Genomic DNA, 26,433 nt, shown 5'->3' with positions numbered 1-26,433 from the left:
CTTCCGGAAGAGGCGGTAGTAGCCACCTCAGCTCGCCGCCGCGGTCGTTACGGTGTCGCGCTGGCGTTTCATGACGATCTTGTTGAGCGCGCCGAGATAGGCCTTTGCTGAGGCCACCAGCGTATCCGGATCCGCCGCGCGCGCGGTCATCGCGCGTCCCTCGTGCGACAGCCGCACCGAGACTTCGGCCTGCGCGTCGGTGCCTTGGGTCACGGCGTGGACCTGGTACAGCTCGAGCTTGGCTTCGTGCGGCACCAGGCGCTTGATGCAGTTGAACACGGCATCGACCGGCCCGTTGCCTTCGGCCTCCTCGATCTTGATCTGGCCGTCGACATCGAGCTTCATCGTCGCGCGCTGCGGGCCATGGGTACCGGCGATCACGGTCAGCGAGGTCAGCTTGATGCGGTCGTGCGAAGCCGCCATCTCCTCGTCGACCAGCGCCTCGATGTCCTCGTCGTAGATGTCCTTCTTGCGGTCGGCCAGCGCCTTCATCCGCGTGAACGCATCTTCCAGCTGGTTCGGACCGAGCTTGTAGCCCATCTCCTCCAGCTTGTGCACGAAGGCGTGGCGGCCGGAATGCTTGCCCAGCACCAGCGAGGACTGCTTGAGGCCGACCATCTCGGGCCGCATGATCTCGTAAGTGGAAGCGTCCTTCAGCACGCCATCCTGATGGATGCCGCTCTCATGCGCGAACGCGTTGCGGCCGACGATGGCCTTGTTGTACTGCACCGGGAACGAGGTCGCCGCCGACACCACCTTCGAGGCGCGGGTCAGCTGCGTCGTGTCGATCTTATTCCAGAAAGGGAATTTGTCGTTGCGCACGTTGATCGCCATCACGATCTCTTCCAGCGCGGCGTTGCCGGCACGCTCGCCGATGCCGTTGATGGTGCACTCGACCTGGCGCGCGCCGCCAATGACGCCTGCCAGCGAGTTCGCCACCGCCATGCCGAGGTCGTTATGGCAGTGCACGGAGAACACCGCCTTGTCCGAGTTCGGCACGCGCTCGATCAGCGTCTTCATGAAGTGGGTGTATTCGTCGGGCGTGGTGTAACCGACGGTATCAGGAATGTTCACCGTGGTGGCGCCAGCCTTGATGACGGCTTCGACGATGCGGCACAGATAGTCCATCTCGCTGCGGGTGCCGTCTTCGGCCGACCATTCGACGTCGTCGATCTGGTTGCGGGCGCGCGCGACCATGGCCACCGAGGTCTCGAGCACCTGCTCCGGGGTCTTGTTCAGCTTCACCCGCATATGCAGCGGCGACGTCGCGATCACGGTGTGGACGCGGCCACGCTTGGCGAATTTCACCGCTTCTGCGCAGCGGTCGATGTCGGCCGGATGGGCACGCGACAGACCGGCGATGACGGCGTTCTTGGAGCGGCGGGCGATCTCGCTGACCGCCTGGAAGTCGCCTTCCGAGGTAATGGGGAAGCCGGCCTCGATGACGTCGACGCCCATATCGTCCAGCATCTCGGCGACCTCGAGCTTCTCCTCGAAGGTCATGGTGGCGCCGGGGCACTGCTCGCCGTCGCGCAGGGTGGTGTCGAAAATGATGACGCGGTCCTTATCGGACTTGTTCACGGGGGCCATTTGAATTTCCTTTTGAGCTTTTTGCGCCGTCAGTCTTCTGGGCGCTTGAGGTGTCCGGTGATCTCGACCAACCCCTGAGCGCCCAGGCGCATGGCGCCCAGCCGGCCCTCAGGGGCAAGTAAGAAGAAGCCCGCCAATCAGGAGGGTAGGCAGCAGCGCGGCCGGGATCGCGGCGGCGGCAAGAGCCACCTCCCCCGAAATCCCATCGATTTGGCCGCGAATCAGCATTACCGGACCCTTTGAGCCCTCAAATCCTCGGTCAAAACCGTTGACGGTTGGTTGCCGGGAGGCTCGATGCGTCGTTTCTAGACGAGAAATGGCAGCAACCGCAACGCCAAAAGATGGACAGAAGGGCTGACATGATCGCAGCGCCGGATGCGTGACCGGTGCCAATTGTTTGGCCGACCGAACGCCGGCAAGGCGGTCAAGCTATGCCGAGCGGCGAGCGCGAGCCCTGCTCTCCCAGCGGTTCAGCATCTGACCGAGCTCGCTGGTGGCAACCGGCGTAGCCGTGCCAGCGATCGCGATATCGTTGGTGTTGGCTGGTGCGTTGGCACTGAGCCAATCCGGCTCGCTGTACTCACGCCAGCGGCGCGCCTCGGCTCGTCTTTTTCGGGAGACGTAGTCGCGGGTGAAATAGCCGGCCGCAAATGCAATCCCGAGCAGCAAAACCAGTACGACGACAGCGACCACAGTAAACTCCGACTTACGCCCCGAATGACGTTCTGCCAGCATCGCGCAGGAGGTCAAGGCTTGACATTCCCCTGCTTGGCAATGTCCCGAAGACAGCTCCGGTAAACCCCGTCACGCCTGATGAATTTGTCGTTTCCATGTTCGACGTTGCAGCGCTTTGCCGCCCCGATCTCGCTGAGGATGCGTACCTCCCCCTCGCAACCGTCATCGGACCGGACTAACCTTGCCCTGCTCGGCCGGATCAACCGGCTAGCCGAACATGACCGGGAGGACGCGATGACACGCCAAAAGCAGCGTGACCAGGATGCTGCGCTTTCACGACGAACGCTCGTTCAGGGGTTTGCGCTCGGCGCCGCCACTTTTGCCGGCGCCGGCTCCGCGCTGGCCCAGACCGGACCAGCCGCACCGCCGACGACGATTACCACCCCGCCACGCGATTTCGGTCCCAACGGCGCGCCGACCACCTATTTCTGGGACCCCGATGTCGTCACAGTCGATCCGTCCTTCAACGATCTCGCGCAGCCCAACACTGCGATCAAGCGTCTCTATACGGGTTTGCTGTGGGCTGAAGGCCCGGCGTGGAGTGCACAGGGCCGCTATCTGCTATGGAGCGACATTCCCAACAACAGGCAGATGCGCTGGAGCGAAGACGACGGTCGCGTCAGCGTGTTCCGCTCGCCGTCCAACAATTCCAACGGCAACTCGTTCGATTTCCAGGGCCGTCAACTTTCCTGCGAACATTTGACCCGGCGGGTGACGCGTTATGAACATGACGGCACCGCGACCGTGCTTTGCGACAATTACAACGGCAAGAAGCTGAACTCGCCGAACGACGTCGTCGCGCATCCTGACGGCAGCTACTGGTTCACCGATCCGCCCTATGGCGGCCAGCTCTACGAAGGTGAGCCCGATGCCGTGGGCGGTCCGAGCAATTCCGGCGGCAAGCTCAATCCTCGGATTGGACAGCCGGCCGGCTTCGCACCGGGCAAGCGCGAGCTTCCGACCAATTGCTATCGCATCGACCCTAGCGGCCGTGTCGATCTCGTCGTCACCGAGGAGCAGGTGCCCGATCCCAACGGGCTGTGCTTCTCGCCGGACTTCAAGAAGCTCTACGTCGTCTCGACTGGCAAGGGACCCGGCGACACCGGCCCCGGCGGCAAGGGCGAAATATTCGTGTTCGACGTCGGCGCCGACAACAAGCTCACCAACCACAAGCGGTTCAGCGAGTGCGTGATTGACGGTGTGAAGTGCGGACCGGACGGCGTGCGCTGCGACGTCAACGGCAATGTCTGGGCCTCCAGCAATGCCGGCCGCGCCGTCGGCTACAGCGGCGTGACGACGTGGTCGCCGGAGGGCAAGCTGCTCGGCCGCATCCGGTTGCCCGAAGTGTGCGGCAACGTCTGCTTCGGCGGCCCCAAGCGCAATCGCCTGTTCATGGCGGCGAGCCAATCGCTCTATGCGGTGTACACGGCCACGCAAGGCGCCGGACCGGGCTGAGCCCGCGCGCAAGATCGCAAGCACGGGCGTCGGCGTGGATCGCCGGCGCCCGCGGTTCCCTGATCGCAATCAAATTACGCCGCGGGCAAATCTCCGCCATTAATCCAACGAAGATTGAATCGCGCGGCAAGGCCGCAGCGCGGTGCAAAGGCATGATGCTCTTCGTTCTCGCGCCCGACTTGAACCGGGAGTTGCGCGATGCGCCGTATGCCGAACGACACCATCATCGTCAGCGTGGGGAACCAGCAATTCGTGACGGAGTTCGGAGACCCGGGCCTTCCGAACGGAGGCCGCGGCGGCAGCGACAAGATGATCGCGACCGTCGACGGTGGCAACGCGGTCCTGATATTCGTTGGCGACGACCAGACCCTCCAAGGACATTCTCACGGAGGAGGCGACCATCTCGCCGCGACCGTCACAGGCTTCGGGGACTACGTGTTCCTGGACGGCGATGCGCAGGCGATGTCCGGCGACGCCCATGGCGGCAACGATGTACTTCATGTCGATGCATCGACATCGATCTACGCGTCTCTCGGCATTTTTGGCGATGCCGAAACCGCCATGTCAGCCGACACGGGGGGCGGCAATGACGTCGTCATTGCATCGATGGGAAACAGATCGTCCGGCACGTTCGGCGGAGATTCCGGCAGTTCCATGAGCGATCACGCGCGTGGCGGCAATGATATCCTCAGCGTGACCCAGGGCGGCAGTTACGGCGGCGCTTCAATCTCCGGCGATGCCCTCGTCTCCATGAGCGGCGATGCGCACGGCGGCAACGACATGCTCATCTACACCGTCGGTGCCCCAGCCCGATCCGGCGGCGCGTCTCTGGTCGGAGACGCCGGCTACATGAGCGACGATACCCGTGGCGGCAACGATATCCTGATCGCGACCGTCGACGGCAACCCGGACTCCACGTCCATCGTGCTCGTCGGAGACGCCTCGAACATGTCAGGCAATGCGCATGGCGGAGATGATATCCTCCTCGGCAGCAGCCGCGACGATTTCCTGTATGGCGACGCACAGACCTACGCTCCGTTCACAGCCGGCTCGATCACCGGCGGCAAGGACATGTTGAATGGCGGTGGCGGAAATGACCAGCTCTGGGGCGGACCGAACGACGACAGATTCGTCTTCGACAAAAATTCGGGCCTGGACGTGATCAACGATTTCGACCAGGGCAACAAGGCTGTCGGCAGCACGGCGCGAGAGCATGATTTGATCAATTTGCACGATTACGGCTTCGCAGACTGGGCGGCGCTGAAAAGCCTGATCAGCGATGACAGCACAGGAAACGCGGTGATCCACCTGACGGCGACCGATACGATTACGCTGGCGGGAATCCATACCGCGGATCTCCATGCGAAGGATTTCATTGTGTAAGGGAGCATTCATGCGCGTTGTGATCTGCGGCGGCGGCGTGATCGGCGCCTGCATCGCCTGGTTTCTCCGCCGCCGTGGCATCGAAATCGTCGTCGTGGAGCGGGCGGGCGTCGCGGCCGCGGCGTCAGGCAAGGCGGGCGGCTTCCTCGCGCGCGACTGGTGCGAGGGCTCGCCGCTCGATGCGCTGGCGCGACGGAGCTTTGCGATCCATGCGCAGCTGCCGGAACAGATCGCAGGCGATTGGGGCTATCGCCCGATGACCGCTTATAGCGGCTTCGTTGCCGCCGATGGCCACCCGCGCCGGGATGCACCGTCCGCGCTCGGCTGGCTCAGCAACGGCGTCATCATCGCCCAGCGCATCGGCACGATGGAGACCGCCGCGATCGTTCACCCCAAAAAATTCACCGCAGCCGTGATGAACGCGGCGCTCGCGGAAGGCGCCGAGTTTCGTCCCGGCCAGGTGACCGGCATCATGCGCGATGCGAACGGCACCACCGCGACGGGCGTCGAGGTCGACGGCGGCATCGTCGAGGCGGACGCCGTCGTGATCGCGATGGGACCATGGTCGCTGCTCGCGGCGCAATGGATGAGCCTGCCCGCCGTCTACGGCCAGCGCAGCCCGAGCATCGTGTACGACACCGGCACGGATGCGCCGGCCGATGCGCTGTTCCTGGAGTATGAAGAGAATGGCAGTGCCGTGTCGATCGAGGTCTTTCCTCGCGCCGACGGCAGCACGCATATCACCGCTCTCTCCGACATCGCGCCGCTTCCGCTCGATCCGGCGGCCGTGACGCCGGACAAGGACGCGATCGCGCGCCTGCAAACCATGTCCGAGCGGCTGTCGCCGCTGTTCCGCTCCGAGAGGATCATTGCGCAACAAGCCTGCTTCCGGCCGGTGACACAGGACGGCCTGCCGCTGATCGGCAAGGTGCCGCGAAGTGAAGGTCTGTATGTTGCGACGGGGCACAATGTATGGGGCATCCTGAATGCGCCCGCCACGGGCGAGGTCATGGCGCAACTGATCGCGGAGGGTGCGACGCGCAACGTCGACATCTCGCCATTCGATCCGGCCCGGCTCGCGCCGCTCGATCCATCGCTGCTGCAAGCGCGCTGAGCCGACGCGACGGCATCGCAATTCAGCGTTCCGGTTGCTGTGCGCCCGCGATAGCTGCGCATGCCTACCGACGAAATCTGCATGCCTCCGCGTGAAACGGGTCCGACAGCTTTCCTGCCCGCTATTGCCCAGCGCTAGACTTTAGTTCGTGCCTCACAATCCTGAACGCGGTTTCACTTGCCGAGAATGTCTCCGCCGGTATAGTCGCGGCATAATGGCTCATAAGAGGCCTGTTAAGGGAGAGAACAAGATGAAGAAACCGCTCTCTGTTGCGTTGCGAATAGCACTCGGTACCGCCGCGGCCGCTGTGTTGATGACGTCAGGCGCGGCGCTTGCGGCCGACCCGATCAGGATCGGCGTGATCGCGGAAGCGCAGGCGATTGCCGGCGCCTCCATCCCCCAGGCGGCACAGCTCGCCGCCGACGAGATAAACGCCAATGGCGGCGTCGACGGCCGCAAGATCGAGATCGTCTCTTACGACAATCATTCCTCCTCGGCAGATTCAGTGCGCGCCTTCCAGCGCGCGGTGAACGAGGACAAGGTCAATGCGGTCATCGCCAGCTACATCAGCGAAGTCGTGCTGGCACTGGAGCCCTGGGCCTCGCGGCTGAAGACGCCGTTCGTCACGCCCGGTGCCGCCTCCAACGAGATCAGCAAGAGCGTCCATGCCGACTACGAGAAGAACAAGTACACCTTCCACGGCTATCTGACCTCCGCCGCGCTGGCGCTTTCCGTCTGCGACGGCGCCAAGGACCTGCTCGTCGACAAGATGCACATGAAGACCGCGGTCATCATGAGCGAGGACGCCGCCTGGACCAAGCCGCTCGACATCGGCTACGAGGAATGCCTGCCCAAGATCGGGCTGAAGGTGCTCGACCACATCCGCTTCTCGCCCGATACCACCGACTTCACGCCGATCTTCAACAAGATCGAAGGCTCCAAGCCCGACGTGATCATCACCGGGATCTCCCATGTCGGCGTGCAGCCGACGGTGCAGTGGAAGAACCAGCAGGTGCCGATCCCGATGTTCGGCATCTCCTCGCAGGCCACCAACGAGACCTTCGGCAAGGACACCAATCAGGCGGCCGAGGGCGTACTCTACCAGGGCGTCTCCGGCCCAGGCGTCGCGGTGACGCCGAAATCAGTGCCGTTCGCCGAAGCCTTCAAGAAGAAGTTCGGCAACTATCCCTCCTATGCCGGCTACACCGCCTATGACGAGGTCTACTACATCGCCGATGCGGTGAAGCGCGCGGGCTCGACCGACGCCGACAAGCTGGTCGCCGCTCTGGAGACGACCGACTGGGAAGGCACGATCGGCCGTGTCCAGTTCTACGGCAAGGACGATCCGTTCACGCACTCGATCAAATACGGCAAGGGCCTGATCACCGGGCTGATGCTGCAATGGCAGGACGGCAAGCAGAGCGCGGTCTGGCCCAAGGAAGTCGCCAAGGTCGACGTCAAGTTCCCGAGCTTCATCAAGCTCTCGAACTAGCAGGACACGCTCCCGGGACCAGCTCCCGGGAGCTTCCACATGCGGCCCCCGCAGCACGTTGCTCCAGCAACATCGTCTCTCATAAATCGGATTGCCAACCCTAGATGCGTGCTTTCCAGATTCTGATCGATGGCTTTGCCATCAGCGCTCTCTATGCTCTCGGTGCCACCGGCTTCACGCTGATCTTCGGCGTCTCCGGCGTCCTCAACCTCTCCCACGGGGCCATCATGGTGGCGGCAGCGGTGGCGGCCTGGGCTGCCGCCAGCATCCTGAATGTCGGCACCTATGCCGGCGCACTGATCGGCGTCGGTGTCGCCCTCCTTACATCCTTTGCGACCTATTTCGCGGTGGTGAAGCCGATCCAGGATTCCCGGCGCATCCCGAATGAAGAGAAGGAGATCTTCGTCCTCACCGGCACGCTGCTATGGGGGATCATGATCCAGGAGGTGATCGCTTATTTGTTCACCAACAACGCCAAGACCGTGCTGCCGATCGTCGAGGGCGTGGTCGAGATTCTCGGCGTCCGCACGCCCAGGAACGAGATCTTTACCGCGATCGTGTGCTGCTTCGTCATCGCTCTGTTGTGGCTCCTGGTGAACCGCACCCGCACCGGTAAGGCGGTGCTGGCGGCCTCGATGAACCCACGCGGCGTCACCCTGCTCGGCCTCGAGCTCACCAACATCTACGTCGTGGTGTGGGCGATCTACGGCATCCTCGCCGGCATCGCCGGCGTGCTGCTCGGAATGTTTCTCGGCGTCAGCTCCTACAGCGTCGGACCGCTGACCGCGAGCGCGTTCTCGATCGTCGTGCTCGGCGGCCTCGGCAGCGTCTCCGGCTCGCTGATCGCAGCCTTCGTGGTCGGCTATCTCGAAACGCTCACGGCCTATCTGGTCTCGCCGGCCTACCGCACCATTCCGGCGCTGCTGCTGCTCGTGTTCGTGATGTACATCCGGCCCCAGGGCCTTCTGGGGAGGCGCTGAGATGGCCAGCTTCTTTACGACACGCCTGTTCTTCATCTCATTCGCGCTCGTCGTCATCGCGGCGACGCTGCCGCTCTACGTCTCCGGCTACGTGCTCGGGCTTCTCACCGTCGCCTTCTATTTCGGCGTGTTCGCAATGGCGTGGGACCTGCTGTTCGGCTTCGCCGGCGAGGTCAATTTCGGGCCGACCTTCCTGATCGGCGTCGGCGCCTACACCGCCGGCATCCTGAATGCCCAGTTCGGCTGGTCGGTTTACGCTTGCATCGTGCTCGGCGCGCTCGCCTCCGTCATCGCCGGCCTCGTGCTGGCGTTGCCGGCGCTTCGGGTGCGCGGACCGTATTTCGGCCTGACCACGCTGGTCGCGGTGCTGATGCTGCAGAATTTCATCGTGGTGTTTGCCGACCTCACCGGTGGCGAGATCGGGCTGACCATTCCCGACGTCATCTCCATCAACGCCGGCGTCAATTACTGGATCGCGCTCGGCTTCATGACGATCTCGGCGGCCATTCTCTATGGCCTGTCGCAATCGCCTGTTGGCCTGGTGCTGCAAGCCAGCGGCCAGGACCCGGTCCAGGCCGGCGCGCTCGGCTTCAACATCGTCAAGCACAAGCTCGCCGCCTTCATCGTCAGTGCGTTCTTCTCGGGGTTATCAGGCGCGCTGCTGGTGTTCTACTTCGGCACCGCCTCGGTCGGCACCGTCGTCGACGTCGCGGTCGGCGTCAACGTGATCGTCTCAGCCGTGCTCGGCGGCCGGCGCACCGTGCTTGGCGCGGCACTCGGCGCGATCTTCCTGATCGTCGCCGGCGAGTTCCTCAGGCCCACCGGCGAGCTTGCGACCTTCATCGTCTCGGCCGTCGCGCTGCTCGTCGTGCTGTTTTTCCCCGGCGGCTTCCTCGGAGCGGCCCTCTCGCGTGAGGCGCGCTCGTGATGGATATGCGATCTTCAAACCGGGCCGTGCTCGAAGTCCGCGGCCTGACCAAGCGCTTCGGCGGATTGACGGCGGTGAAGAACCTGGGCTTCGAGGTCAATAGCGGCGAGATCTTTGGCCTGATCGGCCCGAACGGCTCGGGCAAATCGACCGCGATGAAGAGCGTCATGGGCATCGAGCGCCCGACATCAGGCGAAGTCGTATTCGAGGGCGAGAACGTCGCGGGCTTGCCGGCGCACAAGATCGCGCGCAAGGGCTTTGGCATGGTGTTCCAGCATTCGCGACCGCTGAACCGGCAGACTGTGCTGGAGAACATCATGGTCGCGCTGCTGCCGGACAGCCTGTTCATGCTGTTTCCGGACAAGGCGCTGCTCGAGCGCGCCAAATGGATCGCCGATCGCGTCGGGCTCGGCAACGTGATGAACCGCCGCCCGCCGACGCTGCCCTTCGCCGACCTGCGCCGGCTCGAGCTGGCCAAGGCTATCGCGCGCGATCCCAAGGTCGTGCTGGTGGACGAGCCCTTTGCCGGGCTGACGCGGGCCGAGGTCGAAATGTTTTCCGACCTGATCCGCAGTTTCCGCGACGAGGGCCGCGCGGTGATGCTGGTCGACCACAACGTCAAGAGCGTCGCGGCGTTGGTCGACCGCGTGCTCGCGATGTATCTCGGCGAGGAGATCGTCACCGGCAAGGCCGAGGACGTCATGAAGAACGAGACGGTGCGGCGGGTCTATCTCGGCGGCGCCATCGAGACCCATGCGCGGCCCGAGACCAGCTTCAAGGACAAGGTGCCGCTGCTCCAGGTCGAGAATGTCAGCGTGTTCTACGGCAAGGCGCAGGCGCTGGAGAACGTCTCGATCCACGTCCATGAGGGCGAGTTCGTCTCGATCGTCGGTCTCAACGGCGCCGGCAAGACCACATTGTTCAACACCATCTCGGGCTTCCTGCCTTATAGCGGCGAGATCGTGCGCAACGGCGAGAAGCTGCGCGGCACGACGCCGGCGAAGATCGCCCGCAGCGGCCTCGTGCAGTGCCCGGAATCGCGCGAGCTGTTCGGCGAGATGAGCGTGCGCGAAAACCTCGATCTCGGCGGGCAACATCTGGCCGACGACAAGCGCGCGGCACAGCTCGCCTGGCTGTTCGAGCTATTCCCGATCCTGAAAGAGCGTCAGGGCCAGATGGCGCAAACGCTCTCCGGCGGCGAGCAGCAGATGCTCGCGATCGGCCGCGCGCTGATGATGCAGCCGCAGATCCTGATCCTGGATGAACCGACGCTGGGTCTCGCCCCCGTCATCCTCGAACTCCTGTCCAAGGCCCTAACGAGGCTGCGGCAGACGACGTCGATTACGGTGCTGCTCGGCGAGCAGAACGTGACCTTCGCGCTTCCGCATGCCGACCGCGTCTATGTGCTCGAGCATGCGAGGATCGTCTGGGAGGGCGATCCGGGCCGCTTCGCCGCGGAGGCTGGCGCCGATTTTCTCTAGTTCGCCCATACCAACAACAAAACAAGCAAAAGGAAACGACCATGCGACCATCGAAGAGTTTGAGCGGCAGCTTCCTCCTCGCCTCCGCGCTGGCGCTGTGCCTTGCTGCTCCCGCCTATGCGCAGTCGAACGATCCTATCAAGATCGGCGTCATCGCCGAGGTGCAGTCGATCGCTGGTGCCGCGACGCCCGGCGGCGCGCAGATCGCCGCCGACGAGATCAACGCCAAGGGTGGCATTCTCGGCCGCAAGATCGAGATCGTGACCTACGACAACAAGAGCTCCTCGGCGGACTCGGTGCGCGCGTTCCAGCGCGCGGTGAGCGAGGACAAAGTCTCCGCCGTGATCGCGAGCTATATCAGCGAGGTCGTGCTGGCGCTCGAGCCCTGGGCAGCGCGGCTGAAGATGCCGCTGATCACCCCCGGCGCGGCCTCGAACGAGATCACCAAGGCGATCCATAACGACTACGAAAAGAACAAATACACCTTCCACGGCTATCTGACCTCGGCCGCACAAGCGCAGCTCGTCTGCGACGCCGCCAAGGATCTGCTGGTCGAGAAGCTCAAGTTCAAGACGGCCGCGATCATGAGCGAGGACGCCGCCTGGACCAAGCCGCTCGACGTCGGCTACGAAGCCTGTCTTCCGAAAGCAGGCCTCAAGGTCGTCGAGCACGTGCGGTTCTCGCCCGATACCACCGACTTCACGCCGATCTTCAACAATATCGAGGCCAAGAAGCCGGACGTGATCGTCACCGGCATCTCGCATGTCGGCGTGCAGCCGACGGTGCAGTGGAAGAACCAGCAGGTGCCGGTCCCGATGTTCGGCATCAGCGCGCAGGCGCTGAGCCCGACCTTCTGGAAGGACACCAATGGCGCCGCCGACGGCGTGCCGTCGCTGGCGGTCGCAACGCCCGACGTCGCCGTGACCTCCAAGACGAAGCCGTTCGCGGCCGCCTTCAAGGCCAAGTTCGGCTCGCCGCCGGCCTACACCGGCTACACCGCCTATGACGAAGTCTACTTCATCACGGAGGCGATCAAGCGCGCCGGCTCGACCGATCCGGACAAGATGGTCGCTGAGCTCGAAAAGACCGACTACGAGGGCACGATCGGCCGCATCCAGTTCTACGGCAAGGACGACGAGTTCACCCACGGCATCAAGTCCGGTCCCACGACCGTATCCGGTCTGGTCTTCCAGTGGCAGGACTCCAAGCAGGTCGTGGTCTGGCCCGAGAAGATCGCGGAGGGCAAGCTGAAGTTTCCGAGCTTCGTGAAGCTGTCGCAGTAACACGCCACGCTGGGGCACCAGGGCCCCGTCCCGAGCGCCCCATCGCCCTTGCATGGCCCGTCGCTTCAATCGCGGCGGGCCTTCGCTTTGTGCAGAACGCAACCGATGCGCTGGCATCTGTGGACCCATCCTGCGATCCTGCCGTTATCTCCCATGCGTGGGCCGGAGCAGCGAGATGGACGACCGATCAAGACACCCCGATGACCTGATGCAGGATGACGGCTTCGTTCGCGTGCGGGGCGCGCGTGAGCACAATCTCAGGAACGTCGACGTCAGTATTCCGCGCAACGCCCTCGTCGTGTTCACCGGCGTGTCGGGCTCCGGAAAATCCTCGCTCGCCTTCGGAACGGTCTACGCCGAGGCGCAACGGCGATATCTGGAATCGGTGTCGCCTTACGCGCGGCGCCTCTTCCACCAGATGCAGATCCCTGAGGTGGACGACATCGAAGGCCTGCCGCCCGCCGTAGCGCTCCAGCAGCAGCGCGGCGCGCCGACGACGAGGTCGTCCGTGGGCAGCGTGACGACCATCTCGAACCTGCTCAGGATGCTCTATTCCCGTGCCGGCGAATACCCGCGCGGACAAAGGATGCTCTATGCGGAATCGTTCTCGCCGAACACGCCGGAAGGAGCCTGCCCGACCTGTCACGGTATCGGCAGGATGCTCGACGTCACCGAGAAGTCCATGGTGCCCGACGACACCCTCACCATTCGCGAGCGCGCCGTCGCGGCGTGGCCGAGTGCCTGGCAGGGGCAGAACCTCCGGGACATCCTGACCACGCTGGGCTACGACGTGGACAAGCCCTGGCGTGAGCTGCCCAGGAAGGACCGCGACTGGATCCTGTTCACGGAGGAGCAGCCGACCGTTCCGGTCTATGCCGGTTACGACTTGGCCGAGGTCAAACGGGCCCTGCGCCGCAAGGAGGAGCCGAGCTATCAGGGCACGTTCACCGGCGCCAAGCGCTACGTGATGCAGACCTTTGCCAAGTCCGAGAGTGCGATGATGAAGCGCCGCGTCGCGCAATTCATGATCACCCAGGACTGCCCGACCTGCCATGGCACGCGATTGAAGCCCGAGGCACTCAAGGTCAAATTCGCCGGACTTGATATCGCCGAGATGTCTCATCTGCCGCTCGAGAAGCTGCAGGAGGTGATGAACCCTTTCGCGGAGACTTCGACCGTCGGAGCATCGGAGAAAACCATCGTCGCCAGGCGCATCTGCGAGGATCTGTCGGCGCGGCTGGCCGTCCTGCTCGACCTCGGCCTCGGCTATCTCGCCTGCGAGCGCAGCACGCCAACGCTGTCGCCCGGCGAGTTGCAGCGGCTGCGGCTTGCGACCCAGGTTCGCTCCAACCTGTTCGGCGTCGTCTATGTGCTCGACGAACCGTCGGCAGGTCTGCATCCCGCCGACACCGAGGCGCTGCTGCGGGCGCTGGACCGGCTGAAACACGCGGGCAATTCGATCTTCGTGGTCGAGCACGAGATCGAGGTGATCAAGCATGCCGACTGGCTGGTGGATGTCGGGCCTGATGCCGGCGAAGGCGGCGGGAACATCCTCTATAGCGGACCGCCCTCAGGACTCGGGCAGGTCGCGCAATCGCGAACCGCCCATTATCTCGCGCATCCACGAAAGCCGCTGCCGATGGTCCGCCGCCAGCCGAAGGCGCATCTGAAAGTCCGGGGTGTGACCCGGAATAATCTCCGCGGCCTCGACGTCGATATCCCGCTCGGCGTTCTCGCCAGCGTGACCGGCGTGTCGGGCTCCGGCAAATCGAGCCTGATCAGCCAATTCCTCGTCGATGCCATGGCGGAGCATCTCGGCCATGCACGGGCTGCGGACGCGGACGACGATAGCCTGGCACCCACGGTCGAGACATTGGGCGGCGAGATCGTCGCCGGCCTCGACCAGGTCGATCGTCTCGTCGTGGTGGATCAGAGGCCGATCGGCCGCACGCCGCGATCCAACCTTGCAACCTATACCGGCCTGTTCGACCACGTCCGGAAGCTGTTCGCCGTGACGCCGCAGGCAAAGTCCCGCCGCTACGATGCCGGGCGCTTTTCCTTCAATGTCGCGAAGGGCCGATGCAGCACCTGCGAAGGCGAAGGATTTGTCTGCGTCGAGCTTCTGTTTCTTCCCAGCGTCTATGCGCCCTGCCCGACCTGCAAGGGCGCGCGCTACAATGACAAGACGCTGGAGGTGAAGATCCGCGGAAAATCCATCGCGGATGTGCTGGCGATGCGCGTCGACGAAGCCTTCGAATTCTTCCACGAAGATCCAACCCTCAACCGGTCCCTATCGGTCGTCCGCGAGGTCGGGCTCGGCTATATTCGTCTCGGTCAGTCCGCCACCGAATTGTCGGGCGGGGAAGCCCAGCGCATCAAGCTTGCGACCGAGCTCATGCGGCCGCAACGCGGTCACACGCTCTATGTCCTGGACGAGCCGACCACCGGTCTTCATCCCAGGGATGTCGAGCGGCTGATCGCCCAACTCGAGCGCATCGTGGACGCCGGCAACAGCGTGGTCGTGGTCGAGCACGACATGGATGTCGTCTCTCATAGCGACTGGATCATCGACCTCGGTCCCGGCGCCGGCGAGGAAGGCGGCCGTATCGTGTCGTCGGGGACGCCGCGAGAGGTCGCCGCGGCCGGCGGGAAGACCGCTGGCTATCTTGCCCGTCGCTTGAAACAGTAACGGGCGCGCTCATCACCCATTTCGCAATTGCGTTCTGCGTCGCGGAGACCGGACCCCGACTTTCGCCATGTTGACTTTCCGCCGCCCCGCTCCCCATACTTCGAAAAAGAATAACAAGACCAAATCATAAGACGATCTTTGAGGGAGGATAGGATGCCCACTTCACGCAGGCAGCTGCTGAAGAGCTCGGCGGCTGCCGCCGCCGCACTCAGCCTCGATTGGACACGGGCCCAGGCGCAAGCCGAGAATTTGCGCATCGGCTTGATCTACGACCTCACCGGTCCGTTTGCCGCCGGCGGCTCGGTCGCCTCCTCGGTCGGCGCGCAGATCGCCATCGACCTCGTCAACGAAAAGGGCGGCATCGGCGGCAAGACCAAGATCGTGCCGGTCGCGGCGGACTCTCAGAGCAAGGCCGACGTCGCCATCAACGAGGCCGAGCGGCTGATCAGCCAGGAAAAGATCGACATCATCAACGGCGTCTATTCCAGCGCGCATGCGGTGCCGATGGCGGCGAAGGTCGAGCAGCAGAAGAAGATCCTCTGGATCACCACCGCGGTCTCGACCGCCGTGTTCAAGGACAAGAACCTGCAATATGTGTTTCGCGCGCAGATCCATTCCGATCAGTACGGCCAGGCCTTCGCGGGCTTCGTCGCCGAGCACGCGCAAGGCAAGCTCGGCATGGACCCGAAGGACGTCAAGGTCGCGCTGATCCACGAGGACGGCCCTTACGGCGTCGGCGTCGCGGCGGCCGACGAGGCCTATGCCAAGCAGGCGGGCATCCAGGTGGTGATGCGCGAAGGCTATTCGGCTTCCGCGCCCGATCTCTCGGTGCTCGTGACCAAGCTCAAGCGCGCCAAGGTCGATGTGATCTCGCACGCCGGCTACAACCCCGACATCACCCTGTTCCTGCGCCAGGCCCGCGAGAGCGGATTGCGCTTCAAGATGCTGTTCGGCGCGGGCGCCGGCTACAGCCAGCTCGACAAGCTGCGCGCGACCTTCGGCCCCGACATCGACAATTTCTGCAACATCGATCCGGTGCCGGCGCAACTGCTCGATGCCTCCAAGCTCGCGCCTGGAATCGGCGACCTGACCAAGACCATGGTCTCGCGCTACCAGGCCAAGACCAGCGCCACCGACGTGCCGCCGCATTGCTCGATGGGTTTCAACCAGACCTGGATCTTGCTCAACAACGTGCTGCCGGTCGCCAAGGAGAAGTACGGCAGCTTCGAGCCCGAGGCCATTCGCAAGGCCGCGCTCGACGTCGACATTCCAGCCGGCGGCACCATCCAGGGCTATGGCGTGAAATTCTTCCCGCCGGGCACGCCGATGTCCGGCCAGAACGAGCGCTCGACCCCGGTGGTGATGCAGAATGCCGGCGAACACATCTCGGTGGTGTGGCCGACGAACATCCGGACGCGGGACCCGGTGTTTCCGCTGCCGAAGGGCTCGACCTACGGGACGTGAGGCTACGCGCCGCGCCGACGGTGCACCCTTTCCCCTTGCTTGCGGGAGAGGGTGGCTCGCCGCGAAACGGCGAGACGGGTGAGGGTTGCCTCCGCGAGCAAACCTCTCTCATTTTAAACCGCGGAGAGAACCCCTCATCCGGCGCTATAGCCGAAGCTACGCTTCGGCGTTCTTGAGAACGGCGGCCGAAGGCCGCCTATGCCACCTTCTCCCGCAAGGGGAGAAGGATTGGCACCGTGCCTGCGGCTAGCTCAGTGAGTTCATCACGCCCTACATCATCACCCTTCGTCCCTCCTCCGCCGCCCAGTATCCCGCGTAGTTCACCTTGATTGTCTCGTACGCCAGCGCGAGGTCCGACAGCGGCTGCCGTCCCGTCGCGGCGCATTCCATGAAGTCCTGGATCTCCTGGAGATAGCCGCGCGTCCACTCCTCTTCGAGGCAGACATATTGCCAGCCGGTTTTGCGGTCGACCTTCTCGGTGATGTAGACGGAGGCGAGTTTCTCCTCGGAGGTCTGGTAGCTCATCAGATGATCATTCGGCGTGATGTTGGCGAACAGCGAGCCGCCTGACGTGTAGGTCTCGATCAGATTGCGCACGCCGCCCATGATCATGTCGCCGGAGAACACGGTGGCCTTGGTGCCGTCCGAAAACGTCGCGGTCAGCGTGCCCCAATCCTCGACGTCGACAGGATTGGCCTTGATGTAGGTGCGCTCCTCCGGCTTGAGGATGGCCGTGACATTGCCGACATCGCCGCTGACGCTGGCGACGCGGATGGTTTCACCGCGCGCCTTGGCCTCGACCTGCTTGAGATACAGCACCGCCGAGAGCGGATGGCAGCCCATCCGGATCAGCGAGCCGCCCCCGGTCATCGCCCATTGCGCGGCATGGGCCGCATGCGATCCGGAATGGCTCTCCTCGCCCTTCATGAACAGGATTTTGTCCTTGGTCGCTCTCAGAATCTCCGCGGTCTTGGTCACGGCCGGCGCGTAGATCCAGTCCTCGGCATACATGAAGAGCTTTCCGGTGCGCTCGATCGCGGCACGCGTGGCGTCCATCTCTTCCAGCACGCGCTCATACATCAGCGCCTTCGGCACATGCCTGCCGATCGGCTGCCGGTCGCCGTCGCGGCCGAAATAGCCGGCGAACGGCTTTTCGCAGATCACATGCTTGCCGGCCTGCATGGCGGCGACGATCATCCCCGCATGAAGATTGGGCGGCGTGCAGATGTCGATGACATCGAGCTCGCGGTCTGCGATCAGCTCGGCGAAGCTGCGATAGACCCGTTGGATCTGGTGGCGGCCGGCGAATTCGACGACATGGTCGCCGCGCGCAGCGACCGCCGCGACCTCGACATCCACCCCGTAGACGCGCCGGAACGCATACATATGCAGCTCCGACACGAAGCCGCAGCCGACGAGTCCCACCCTGATCCTGGCCATAGCGCCCCCCGCTTTGGGCGGCACTATAGCGTGCTGGCAGGTCTATTCCACCGAGACCCGCACCACGCCGGCGCTCATCATGCCCAGCGCCTTGGCAGCCGGCACCGAGAGATCGACGATGCGGCCGCGGATGAAGGGGCCGCGATCGTTGACGCGGCACTGAATCGAGCGGCTGCCGTAGGACACCCTCAGCACGCTTCCGAACGGACGCGTCCGGTGCGCGCAGGTCAGCTCACCTTTCCCGGCTTTTCCGTAGCTGTAATAGGAGGCAAGCCCGCTTTCGGCCTGGGCAAAGGAAACTGCAGAAAGCGAAAACGTAGCAAGGCAAGAAAATAACGTGGTCTGCGCTCGCACGGCACCCCTCCGGGTTGGCCTGCCCCGGGCGCAAACGTTTGTCGGTTCCCGTGGGTTCCTGAGCCACTGCCGGGCCGCGCCCGGCAGTGCCATCACAGTTCTGTTACTGTTTGTGGAATACGAGCGTCCGAACCTCGATGCTCTCGCGCGGCGCGGCATCGGCCGGCGTGGTCGGATCGACGAACGCGGCGTGCGGCCCGAAGCGGGTGCGGCCATCGGTTGCGGAATCGTAGCACTTGAGCAGCAGTGCTTCGTCCGCCGTCATCTCGGGGAAATAGAACCAGCGATGGTTCGGATTGTATTTCACCGAATAGATTTCGCCGCGACGGTTGGGATAGATCAGATCCGAGGCGACGAGATCGTCGGGCGCAACCGTCGTGCCGTCGGCCATCGCCAGCGGCGAATCTCGCAAAGGACCGCGGATCGGCCGCCACAGATTGATCACCTGGACGCGGCCCTTCAGCAACTCTTCGGCCTCGTCGGGCAGATGCTCGCGCACGCGGTTGGCGCCTGAGACGGCGGTCTGATCCACGTGGACGCGCGTTGCCGGCTGACGCGGGCCACCGTCGCGGATGTCCGCGGCACCCTCAACGCGCCTGCGCACGGTATGGTCGAAGATGACGACGCGGTCGGCTTTCAGCGTTGCGCGCAGGAAGGCCTCGACGGCGGGATAGTAGACCGCCTTGATTTCCTCCTCATTAGAGAAGTCCTTCACCTGATGTGGATGCCGCACCAGCGCAAAGCCTTCGCGGTCGAGCGAGATGTTTTGTGCGATCAGCCGGGCATCGAAGATCGGTACCTGATGCGGCTCCGGCAATGACGTGCTTTTGGGCTCGCCAGGCGGTGGATCGAAGGCGTAAGTGCGCGGCTTGCCCGAAACCGGCGCGAGGTAATTGAGTTCAGCGGTGACGAAGGGAAGCGATTCGATTTTTGTTTCTTGCAGGCCCATGGCCGGTCTCCCGATGTGGTCGTCTGGATGATTTTTGAAGACACCGGGCGTACTGCAAGGGAGTTGGTGCAAATAGCAATGCGAGTGCTGTCGCTGGCATGAAACGCAGAACAAACGCATCGCGAAATCCGGCCGGGTTGGAATGCGCCCTGCCCGCTTCACGGATGCTTGAGAGCCTTTTGAGATCTCGTGCCCCGGACGCAGCGCATCACGCAGTGGTACGCTGCTGAGCCGGGGCCTATCTCACCGGGAGCATCTGTGCGGCATGGGTCCCGGCTCTGCGCAGTAGCGATCTCGGCCGCCTCGAGCTTCTGCTTGATCAGACCCCAGTGAAGGTAGAGGTCGATTTCGCTCTGCTCGTCCGCGACCAGCCGAACATTATCGCGTCGGCCAGCATGAGACGGATCATTCCGCCGCCTCGCCGCGAACAGGCTGGCGCTTGGCGATCAGCTCGCGCGTCAGCGGGATCAGCTCACGGCCATACTCGATGGCATCGGGAAGCGGATCGAAGCCGCGGATCAGGAAATGGCTGACGCCGAGGTCGCAATAGTCGCCGAAGACCTCGGCGACCTGCTCGGGCGTGCCGACCAGCGCGGTGGTGTTGCTGTTGGCGCCGGTGAGCTTTGCGATCTCGGTCCACAGCCGCTTGTCGATGCGGCTGCCCTGGTCGGCGAGCGAGAGCAGACGCCGCGCGCCAGCGGTGGCATGGCCGTCGGCGGGCTTGCGATAGCCGGTCTTGTCCTGGAGCGCGGTGGCGCGCGCAAGAATCTCGTCCGCCTTTTCCCAGGCCTGCTTCTCGGTCGGAGCGATGATCGGCCGCACCGAGAGGCTGAAGCGCGGCGTCCGACGGCCCTGCCTGACGGCCGCATTGTGAACCCGCGAGGTGACGTCGCGCACCTGCGCATAGGATTCACCCCACAGCGCAAAGGTGTCGGCATGCTTGCCCGCGACGTCGATCGCAGCGTCAGAGCCACCACCGACGAAGGTGTAGATGCCGGCCTTCTGCAGCGGCTTCACCTGCGAAAAACCGTTCTCGACGTTGTAGTACTTTCCGCTGTAGTTGAACGGCTTCTCGCTGGTCCATTCCAGCTTCACCACGTCGAGAAACTCGCTGGTGCGGGCGTAACGCTCGTCCTTGTCGTCGAGCGTATTGCCGTCCTGCCTAAGCTCGGCTGCATTGCCGCCGGTGATGACGTGGAGCGAGACGCGGCCTCCATAGAGTTGGTCAAGCGTCGCAAGCTGCCGCGCGAGCAGCGTCGGCGCGGTAAAGCCCGGTCGCTGCGCGATCATCACTTTCAACGATTTGGTGATGGTCAGCACATGCTGTGCGACCTGGAGCGCATCGGGCGTGGTTGAATGGAACGCCAGCAGCGCACGATCGAAACCCGCGAGCTCATGCGCCTTCGCCACCGTCTCGATATAGGCGGCATCGAGCACCGGGCCCTGGCGTACGATGGTCTCGGAAGCATTGCTGTTGGCGATAAAGCCGATGAACTCGACCGACATGATGTTCTCCCTGAATGTTTGGCGGCAGGCTAGAGGCCCAATGCGGCACGGCCGAGGCCGGTGCGCGTGGAATCGTCCTGCGGCGTGTGCACGCGACCGCACAGGACGTCGCGATAGTGCCGCTCCAGCGGATTGGCGCGGGACAGGCCGTGATTGCCGGTCAGCGACAAGGCATTCTCGACCGCGGCGACGGCGTTATTGGTGACGGCCAGCTTGATGACGTTGGACTCGGCCGCGGAAAGCGCGACACCGTCATCGAAATCACCGGCAAAGGATGCGATCAGCCGTGCATTGACGATGAGCCGCGCCTCGATCGCGCCAAGGATCTCCTGCGCCCGCGGCAAGGTCGCAAGCGGCGCGCCCAGGCTGGCAGGGACCCGCTGCTTCAGGAACCCGACCAGCCAGTCGCGTGCAGCCCGCGCAACGCCGTCATAGATCGCGGCGACAAAGATCGTGTGGACCGTCGCCTGCGCCACATCAGGTGCGCGCCAGTCCGCCGGCTCGCGCACATCGATCTCGGCATCGAGGGGTATCACGACGTCCTCGAAGATGACGTCGTGGCTGCCGCTGGCCCGCAGGCCGTGATGATCCCATGTCTCGACGATGCGCGTGCCTGGCAGGCCCGCCGGCACCAGGAACTGTCCAACGCGCGGCTCGGCTTCGTCCGTCCGCGCCCAGACCAGATACCATTTCAGGATCGGCGATCCCGTCGAATAGATCTTGTGCCCCGAGAGCCGCCAGCCGGTCTCGGTCCGACGTGCAATGGTCGCGGGCAGGCCGCCGCGCGCAGGCGAGCCCAGTTCGGGCTCGACGCGGAGCGCATTGACGAGCGCAAGGCCTTCGACGCTCTCGCGCGCGAGCTTGCGCGACAGCCGCGCCGGCCAGGTCGGGCTCCGTGCCATCACCAGATGGTTGATGTAGTGCATCGACAGCACCAGCGCTGTCGACGGATCGGCCTTGCCGATGATGCCGAGGACGCGGGCGGCGTATCGTGCGCCAGCTCCGGCCCCGCCATGGGCGGCAGGCACCGTCAGCGACAGCAGGCCTGCTTCGGAAAGCTCGCGAAAGTTCTCGAACGGGAAGCTGCCGGTGCGATCGTGCTCGGCCGCGCGGGCGGCGAAAGCCTCGGCCAGCGCCTCGGCACGTGCGATGTAGTCGGGCTCGTGATGCGCCGCGCGGCCCTTGGCGATCGAAGTCACCATGTGGCGTCCAATCCGAGCAGGCCAAGGATCTGGCGGCGCAAATCCACCAGATACGGATCGCCGCGATGGCGCGGATAGGACCGGTCGACACGGATGTCTGCCTTCACACGCGCCGGGCGGTCGCTGAACACGATGACGCGGTTGGCGAGCACCAGCGCCTCCTCGGCGTCATGCGTCACCAGCAGCGTGGTAAAACCCTTGCGCTGCCACAGTGAGACCAGCTCGGCCTGCATGGTGATGCGGGTCAGCGAGTCGAGCTTACCGAGCGGTTCGTCGAGGATGAGGATTTTGGGATCATTGACCAGTGCGCGGGCCAGCGCGACGCGCTGCGCCATGCCGCCCGAGAGCTGGTGCGGATAGGCATTGCGGAAGGACGATAGCCCGACGAGATCGAGCGCGGCATCGACGCGATGACGCTGGCTCTTCAAGATGCCCTGCGCCTCCAACCCGAGCGCGACGTTGTCCCAGACCGTGCGCCAAGGAAACAAGGTGGGATCCTGGAACACGACGACGCGCGACGGGTGCGGTCGCGTGATGCGCGCCTCGTCCTCGCGCAGCGTTCCGGACCGGGGCTTGTCGAGGCCTGCGACGAGGCGCAGCAGCGTGGACTTGCCGCAGCCGGAGGGGCCGAGCAGCGCAACGAACTCGCCCGGCTCGACGGAGATGCTGACGTCGCTGAGCACCGGCAGCTCGGCGCCGTCGATGTCGAAGGCGTGGCTGACCTGCTCGATGTCGAGCGCGGCACCGGCCGCCGGGTGAGCGTCGAAGTCAGCCAGTGCGGTTGCGGCTACCATTTCACTGTCCCCTTTTGCCAAACCAGCAGGCGATCGCGGATCGCAAACAGCAGCGTGATCGCGCCGGAGCAGAGCAACGACATCACGATCAGCGCCGCATACATGTTGGCATAGGCGGCCCAGCCCTGCGCCCATTGCAGGTACCAGCCGAGCCCTGCCTTGACGCCGATCATCTCGGCGACGACGAGCACGGCAAAGGACGAGCCGAGCCCCATGAACAGGCCCACGAAAACGTGCGGCAAGGCCGCGGGGATCGCGACCTTCAGCACCAGGAAGGAAGGCTTCGCCCCGAGCGTCCGCGCGACGTCGTAATATGCGTTGCTCACGCTCGCGACACCCGACCAAGTCAGCACGGTGACCGGGAAGCCGGTTGCCAGCGCGATCAGAAAGCTCGATGCGCTCCAGCTCGACGGAAAGGTGAAGAAGGCGATCGGCAGCCAGGCGGTCGCCGGCAACGGGCCGATGAAGCGCAGCACCGGATGCACCCAATAGCCGACCGCGCGCGACCAGCCGATCGAGACGCCGGTCAGGAAGCCGACCGTCGCGCCGATCAGATAGCCGCCGAGCTGGAGCTTGACCGAGGCGAACACGCTGTCGAGCAGTTTTGGCAGATCGTCGGTGTAGACCTCGATGATCGATTGCGGCGGCGGAAAGAACGGCAACGGTAGCCAGGCGAATTTTGCCGTCGCGACTTCCCACAGGGTCAGGACAACGCCGAGCACGACGAGCCACGGCGCGCGCTGGCGCAAGGCCCGGCCCGTCGAACCGAGGTAATCGGCGCCGACCGTCCCGAACAACGCGATCGCTGCGATGACAAACGCGGCAATGCCGAGCGAATGGGTCCGCGACCAGTCGCCGACGTCCTCCCACCACAGGCAGGACAGGCCGAAGGCAATCCACGCCACGCTGGCGAGAATGCCGGCACCGGAGTCCCGGACCCAGCTCGTCAGCCAGGGTGCGCGCGAGAGGCGCGGCGCGCCGGAGGCAAGGCCGTCAGACAGCGAATACGTCGACATAGATGCGCTCCGCGAATCTGGCCGTATCGGTGCTCTGCTTGAACACCTGCACGCTCTTGAGATCGTCGGCATAGGCCTTGAGCTCGCGCTTTAGCACTTCGCCGACGGGGTGATGGTGATGAGTGTGGTAGCGCACCATGCCCTCGATATCCGTGAGCGACGCCGTCTTCGGCGCGTAAGGCTGGAACGATTTCGCCGTCACAGACGGATTTTGCGCGGTGAACATCGCGGCATCAAGCAGCGCCTGCGTCAGGGCGCGCGCGACCAGCGGCTCCTCGCGCACCAGGCTGCCGCGCAGGCCGAGGATGCAGCAGCTCTTGTCGCGATACTCGCCATCGAGATTGGAGGCGACCTCCTTGTACTGGCTGTCCTTGAGCCAGAGATAACCCAGCGGGTCGGACGACAGGAATGCCTGCACCTCGCCCTTCTCGACGGCGACGTTGAGAAGGTTGCCGGGATAGGCGCGCCAGTCGACATCCTTGTTCGGATCGATACCGAGCTTGGCGAGCTGAATGGAGAAGAAATTCTTGTCTGGGCCGCCGAGATCACCGACCGCGACGATCTTGCCCTTGAGATCGGCAAGCTTGCTCACGCTGGAATCGGCGCGGGTCAGGACCCGCATGCAGCCACCGTGGGTGCCGGCGGCAATCTTGACGTCAAAGCCCTGCTCCAGCGGCTTTAGCCAGCGCAGCGCCATGCCGAGACCGGCATCGCTCTTGCCGGTTGCGATGGCCTCGAGCAGCTGGTCGGTCGAACCGGAATAATTGATGAGCTCGATGTCGAGATTATGCTTCTGGAACAAGCCGTGCTCGATGGCGACCGGCACCGGGGCGAGACAGACCGCGCCCGCGTTCCAGGATAGCTTGAGCTTGCGCGGCGCGCCGGTGAGCGCGGGCACATCCGACGCAGTCCGGCACAGCGGAAACTCCGAGAGATCGACGCCGGGCGCGATTGTCCGCGGCGCAAAGGCCTGTGCCGCACCGAAGGCACCGAGCGGCGCAGCGAATGCCGCAGCTAATCCCGCCTGGAGCAAATGGCGCCGGTCGAGCCTCGATCCGTCGCGCTTGTCGTCGTCGTTCATCCGTCTCCACTCCTGCGCTGGCACGGCTCCGCCATCGGCACAACAGCTTGCGTTGCGCCTGTTCCGTGCGGACCTGCGTCGAGAGAAAATCTTTTCGCCGGCGCCTGCTCGGTGCCTTGATGCGATGCGCAAATCATGCGGCGCGTTCGCCGTATCGTCAATGAAATGGAATTTCGAATGTGGCACGAAGCGAAGTCATTCTCTCCACCGGTGCGTGCGAGGACGACGAAAGGATTTCCGCCGATGGATCGATTGACGGAGCACGGGGCTACTCCCTCTCCTGCTTCATTTTTGCGCAGCATCAGTGGCGCATACCGCACGTTCTCGAAATCGGCGCCTCGCTGAAACGTCCTTGCCGATCGCGCGCGCAATACGGTTAGCCATTTCATTGACCGCGCATCATGCGGCCATAGACTTGATCGTCTCGATGCATCGTTCGCTCACGCGTCGTGGGCAAAGCAACAAGACAGGCCACATGAGCATCAACTCCCTCGATCATTCCATCGCGCGCCGGCTCGCTGCATCGCTGCTTGCCGCCGCCATCACCCTGTCGACGGCCGCGGCGTCGTTCGCAGCCGATGCCGTCGTGCTGCGGGTCGGCGACCAGAAGGGCGGCAATCGTTCGCTGCTCGAGATCTCGGGCTACGCGAAGGATCTGCCTTACAAGATCGAGTGGTCGGAATTCCCCGCGGCAGCTCCAATCCTGGAGGCGCTCAACGCCGGCGCGCTCGACGTCGGCTATACCGGCGACCTTTCGTTCCTTTCCGTCTACGCGGCCGGCGCGCCGATCAAGGCGATCGGCGGCACAAGGTCGGATGCCAAGACACAAGCCATCCTCGTGCGCCAGGATTCCCCGATCAAATCGGCCGCCGACCTCAAGGGAAAACGCCTCGCCGGCACGCGCAGCGGCTGGGGCCAGTTTCTGATCGACGCCACGCTGGAGAAGGCGCAGATCAGGCTGGAGGACGCGACCTTCGCGCCGCTCGGCCCGGTCGACGCCAAGATCGCGCTGGTTGCGGGCTCGATCGACGCCTGGGCGGTGTGGGAGCCCTACGTCTCGTTCGCGACGCTCAAGGACAAGGCCCGCCTCATCGCCAATGGCGAGGGCCTGACGCCGACCATCACCTTCATCGTCGCTTCCGACAACGCCATCGCCACCAAGCGCGCAGCGGTGCAGGACCTCGTGCAGCGGCTGAACAAGGCGCGGCTGTGGTCGCTGGATCATCTCGGCGAGTACGCCAAGAGCACGGCCGAGTTGACCAAGCTGCCGGAGGATGTGCTGCTCTCGGCCTACACCGCGCAGCGCACCAGCCCGATTCCGATCGACGAGAACGTCGTGAAGGAGGTGCAGGAAGCCTCCGACCGCTCGACGCGCTACGGCATCCTGCCGAAGAAGCTCGACGTCAGCAAAGCCGTCGACCGCAGCTTCACCGCTGCGGCCGCGGGATCGAACTAGGCGGAGGCGGCGGGATGCGCGGGCTCCGTCTCAACGCTGGC

21 protein-coding genes are annotated in these 26,433 nt (G+C 64.3%); 11 read left to right on the top strand and 10 right to left on the bottom strand.

Features of this window, described 5'->3' with window-relative positions; genetic code table 11:
• Positions 1–27: 27 nt before the first annotated feature.
• Both IVB42_RS14310 and IVB42_RS14305 read right to left on the bottom strand, forming a co-directional pair.
• Positions 28–1,590, bottom strand: a complete 1,563-nt coding sequence (locus IVB42_RS14310) for a 2-isopropylmalate synthase (RefSeq protein WP_018457500.1) — start codon at positions 1,588–1,590, stop codon at positions 28–30.
• Positions 1,591–2,019: 429 nt separating this feature from the next.
• Positions 2,020–2,283 carry a hypothetical protein gene (locus tag IVB42_RS14305; protein WP_018457498.1) on the bottom strand — a complete coding sequence of 88 codons (264 nt, stop codon included), beginning with the start codon at positions 2,281–2,283 and terminating at the stop codon, positions 2,020–2,022.
• Between the two features lie 276 nt (positions 2,284–2,559).
• On the opposite strand from IVB42_RS14305, the gene IVB42_RS14300 reads away from it, so the two are divergent.
• From IVB42_RS14300 to IVB42_RS14255, 10 genes are all read left to right on the top strand, one after another.
• On the top strand, positions 2,560–3,780 hold the full coding sequence (locus tag IVB42_RS14300; protein WP_018457497.1) for an SMP-30/gluconolactonase/LRE family protein: 1,221 nt from the start codon (positions 2,560–2,562) through the stop codon (positions 3,778–3,780).
• 198 nt (positions 3,781–3,978) lie between these two features.
• A complete protein-coding gene (locus IVB42_RS14295) occupies positions 3,979–5,163 on the top strand; it encodes a hypothetical protein (RefSeq protein ID WP_247294795.1) in 1,185 nt (394 codons plus the stop codon).
• Between the two features lie 10 nt (positions 5,164–5,173).
• The gene (locus tag IVB42_RS14290) at positions 5,174–6,277 is read left to right on the top strand and encodes an FAD-dependent oxidoreductase (RefSeq protein WP_018457495.1); all 1,104 of its coding nucleotides are present in this window, start codon (positions 5,174–5,176) and stop codon (positions 6,275–6,277) included.
• Between the two features lie 250 nt (positions 6,278–6,527).
• Positions 6,528–7,769, top strand: coding sequence for an ABC transporter substrate-binding protein (locus IVB42_RS14285; RefSeq protein WP_026233384.1), 1,242 nt, complete (start codon positions 6,528–6,530; stop codon positions 7,767–7,769).
• A gap of 104 nt (positions 7,770–7,873) precedes the next feature.
• The gene (locus IVB42_RS14280; protein WP_018457493.1) at positions 7,874–8,749 is read left to right on the top strand and encodes a branched-chain amino acid ABC transporter permease; all 876 of its coding nucleotides are present in this window, start codon (positions 7,874–7,876) and stop codon (positions 8,747–8,749) included.
• Between the two features lies 1 nt (position 8,750).
• Entirely contained in the window at positions 8,751–9,677 is a 927-nt protein-coding gene (locus tag IVB42_RS14275) for a branched-chain amino acid ABC transporter permease (protein ID WP_018457492.1), read from the top strand.
• Positions 9,677–11,158 (top strand): ATP-binding cassette domain-containing protein, encoded by a 1,482-nt coding sequence (locus tag IVB42_RS14270; RefSeq protein WP_026233383.1) that lies wholly within the window; start codon positions 9,677–9,679, stop codon positions 11,156–11,158. Before IVB42_RS14275 ends, IVB42_RS14270 begins: the two co-directional genes overlap by 1 nt.
• Before the next feature lie 41 nt (positions 11,159–11,199).
• Positions 11,200–12,441 carry an ABC transporter substrate-binding protein gene (locus IVB42_RS14265; protein ID WP_026233382.1) on the top strand — a complete coding sequence of 414 codons (1,242 nt, stop codon included), beginning with the start codon at positions 11,200–11,202 and terminating at the stop codon, positions 12,439–12,441.
• 175 nt (positions 12,442–12,616) lie between these two features.
• Positions 12,617–15,130: an excinuclease ABC subunit UvrA gene (gene uvrA / locus IVB42_RS14260; protein WP_026233381.1), complete on the top strand. Its 2,514-nt coding sequence runs from the start codon at positions 12,617–12,619 to the stop codon at positions 15,128–15,130.
• Between the two features lie 153 nt (positions 15,131–15,283).
• Positions 15,284–16,594 (top strand): ABC transporter substrate-binding protein, encoded by a 1,311-nt coding sequence (locus tag IVB42_RS14255; protein WP_018457488.1) that lies wholly within the window; start codon positions 15,284–15,286, stop codon positions 16,592–16,594.
• A 270-nt stretch (positions 16,595–16,864) separates the two neighbouring features.
• Here the strand turns inward: IVB42_RS14255 and IVB42_RS14250 are convergent, their stop codons facing one another.
• From IVB42_RS14250 to IVB42_RS14215, 8 genes are all read right to left on the bottom strand, one after another.
• The gene (locus IVB42_RS14250) at positions 16,865–18,034 is read right to left on the bottom strand and encodes a Gfo/Idh/MocA family oxidoreductase (protein WP_247294797.1); all 1,170 of its coding nucleotides are present in this window, start codon (positions 18,032–18,034) and stop codon (positions 16,865–16,867) included.
• A gap of 42 nt (positions 18,035–18,076) precedes the next feature.
• Complete coding sequence (locus IVB42_RS14245; protein ID WP_026233379.1) at positions 18,077–18,388, bottom strand: septal ring lytic transglycosylase RlpA family protein; 312 nt, start codon at positions 18,386–18,388, stop codon at positions 18,077–18,079.
• 103 nt (positions 18,389–18,491) lie between these two features.
• Positions 18,492–19,337: a CmcJ/NvfI family oxidoreductase gene (locus IVB42_RS14240; protein ID WP_247294798.1), complete on the bottom strand. Its 846-nt coding sequence runs from the start codon at positions 19,335–19,337 to the stop codon at positions 18,492–18,494.
• A gap of 405 nt (positions 19,338–19,742) precedes the next feature.
• Positions 19,743–20,843 carry an LLM class flavin-dependent oxidoreductase gene (locus tag IVB42_RS14235; RefSeq protein ID WP_018457484.1) on the bottom strand — a complete coding sequence of 367 codons (1,101 nt, stop codon included), beginning with the start codon at positions 20,841–20,843 and terminating at the stop codon, positions 19,743–19,745.
• 29 nt (positions 20,844–20,872) lie between these two features.
• A complete protein-coding gene (locus IVB42_RS14230) occupies positions 20,873–22,045 on the bottom strand; it encodes an acyl-CoA dehydrogenase family protein (protein ID WP_018457483.1) in 1,173 nt (390 codons plus the stop codon).
• Positions 22,039–22,839, bottom strand: a complete 801-nt coding sequence (locus IVB42_RS14225) for an ABC transporter ATP-binding protein (protein WP_018457482.1) — start codon at positions 22,837–22,839, stop codon at positions 22,039–22,041. The genes IVB42_RS14230 and IVB42_RS14225 overlap by 7 nt, the downstream gene beginning before the upstream one ends.
• Positions 22,833–23,855, bottom strand: a complete 1,023-nt coding sequence (locus IVB42_RS14220) for an ABC transporter permease subunit (RefSeq protein ID WP_247294801.1) — start codon at positions 23,853–23,855, stop codon at positions 22,833–22,835. Before IVB42_RS14220 ends, IVB42_RS14225 begins: the two co-directional genes overlap by 7 nt.
• Entirely contained in the window at positions 23,833–24,936 is a 1,104-nt protein-coding gene (locus IVB42_RS14215) for an ABC transporter substrate-binding protein (protein WP_085360713.1), read from the bottom strand. The genes IVB42_RS14220 and IVB42_RS14215 overlap by 23 nt, the downstream gene beginning before the upstream one ends.
• A gap of 475 nt (positions 24,937–25,411) precedes the next feature.
• On the opposite strand from IVB42_RS14215, the gene IVB42_RS14210 reads away from it, so the two are divergent.
• Positions 25,412–26,392 (top strand): ABC transporter substrate-binding protein, encoded by a 981-nt coding sequence (locus tag IVB42_RS14210; RefSeq protein ID WP_247393580.1) that lies wholly within the window; start codon positions 25,412–25,414, stop codon positions 26,390–26,392.
• The last annotated feature ends 41 nt before the right edge of the window (positions 26,393–26,433 follow it).

Origin of the sequence: Bradyrhizobium sp. 45 (genome assembly GCF_023073155.1) — a bacterium.
Lineage (GTDB): Bacteria > Pseudomonadota > Alphaproteobacteria > Rhizobiales > Xanthobacteraceae > Bradyrhizobium > Bradyrhizobium canariense_D.
The sequence above is the reverse complement of the archived record's forward strand: the minus strand, read 5'-3'. Positions and strand labels throughout refer to the sequence as shown.

What these genes read in the sequence shown, in the direction of transcription:
- IVB42_RS14265 (WP_026233382.1), top strand. Translation starts at nt 11,200, where the DNA reads ATGCGACCATCGAAGAGTTTGAGCGGCAGCTTCCTCCTCGCCTCCGCG.
- IVB42_RS14210 (WP_247393580.1), top strand. Translation starts at nt 25,412, where the DNA reads ATGAGCATCAACTCCCTCGATCATTCCATCGCGCGCCGGCTCGCTGCA.
- uvrA (WP_026233381.1), top strand. Translation starts at nt 12,617, where the DNA reads ATGGACGACCGATCAAGACACCCCGATGACCTGATGCAGGATGACGGC.
- IVB42_RS14215 (WP_085360713.1), bottom strand. Translation starts at nt 24,936, where the DNA reads ATGAACGACGACGACAAGCGCGACGGATCGAGGCTCGACCGGCGCCAT.
- IVB42_RS14225 (WP_018457482.1), bottom strand. Translation starts at nt 22,839, where the DNA reads ATGGTAGCCGCAACCGCACTGGCTGACTTCGACGCTCACCCGGCGGCC.
- IVB42_RS14300 (WP_018457497.1), top strand. Translation starts at nt 2,560, where the DNA reads ATGACACGCCAAAAGCAGCGTGACCAGGATGCTGCGCTTTCACGACGA.
- IVB42_RS14240 (WP_247294798.1), bottom strand. Translation starts at nt 19,337, where the DNA reads ATGGGCCTGCAAGAAACAAAAATCGAATCGCTTCCCTTCGTCACCGCT.
- IVB42_RS14235 (WP_018457484.1), bottom strand. Translation starts at nt 20,843, where the DNA reads ATGTCGGTCGAGTTCATCGGCTTTATCGCCAACAGCAATGCTTCCGAG.
- IVB42_RS14255 (WP_018457488.1), top strand. Translation starts at nt 15,284, where the DNA reads ATGCCCACTTCACGCAGGCAGCTGCTGAAGAGCTCGGCGGCTGCCGCC.
- IVB42_RS14280 (WP_018457493.1), top strand. Translation starts at nt 7,874, where the DNA reads ATGCGTGCTTTCCAGATTCTGATCGATGGCTTTGCCATCAGCGCTCTC.
- IVB42_RS14295 (WP_247294795.1), top strand. Translation starts at nt 3,979, where the DNA reads ATGCGCCGTATGCCGAACGACACCATCATCGTCAGCGTGGGGAACCAG.
- IVB42_RS14250 (WP_247294797.1), bottom strand. Translation starts at nt 18,034, where the DNA reads ATGGCCAGGATCAGGGTGGGACTCGTCGGCTGCGGCTTCGTGTCGGAG.
- IVB42_RS14230 (WP_018457483.1), bottom strand. Translation starts at nt 22,045, where the DNA reads ATGGTGACTTCGATCGCCAAGGGCCGCGCGGCGCATCACGAGCCCGAC.
- IVB42_RS14310 (WP_018457500.1), bottom strand. Translation starts at nt 1,590, where the DNA reads ATGGCCCCCGTGAACAAGTCCGATAAGGACCGCGTCATCATTTTCGAC.
- IVB42_RS14220 (WP_247294801.1), bottom strand. Translation starts at nt 23,855, where the DNA reads ATGTCGACGTATTCGCTGTCTGACGGCCTTGCCTCCGGCGCGCCGCGC.
- IVB42_RS14285 (WP_026233384.1), top strand. Translation starts at nt 6,528, where the DNA reads ATGAAGAAACCGCTCTCTGTTGCGTTGCGAATAGCACTCGGTACCGCC.
- IVB42_RS14270 (WP_026233383.1), top strand. Translation starts at nt 9,677, where the DNA reads ATGGATATGCGATCTTCAAACCGGGCCGTGCTCGAAGTCCGCGGCCTG.
- IVB42_RS14275 (WP_018457492.1), top strand. Translation starts at nt 8,751, where the DNA reads ATGGCCAGCTTCTTTACGACACGCCTGTTCTTCATCTCATTCGCGCTC.
- IVB42_RS14290 (WP_018457495.1), top strand. Translation starts at nt 5,174, where the DNA reads ATGCGCGTTGTGATCTGCGGCGGCGGCGTGATCGGCGCCTGCATCGCC.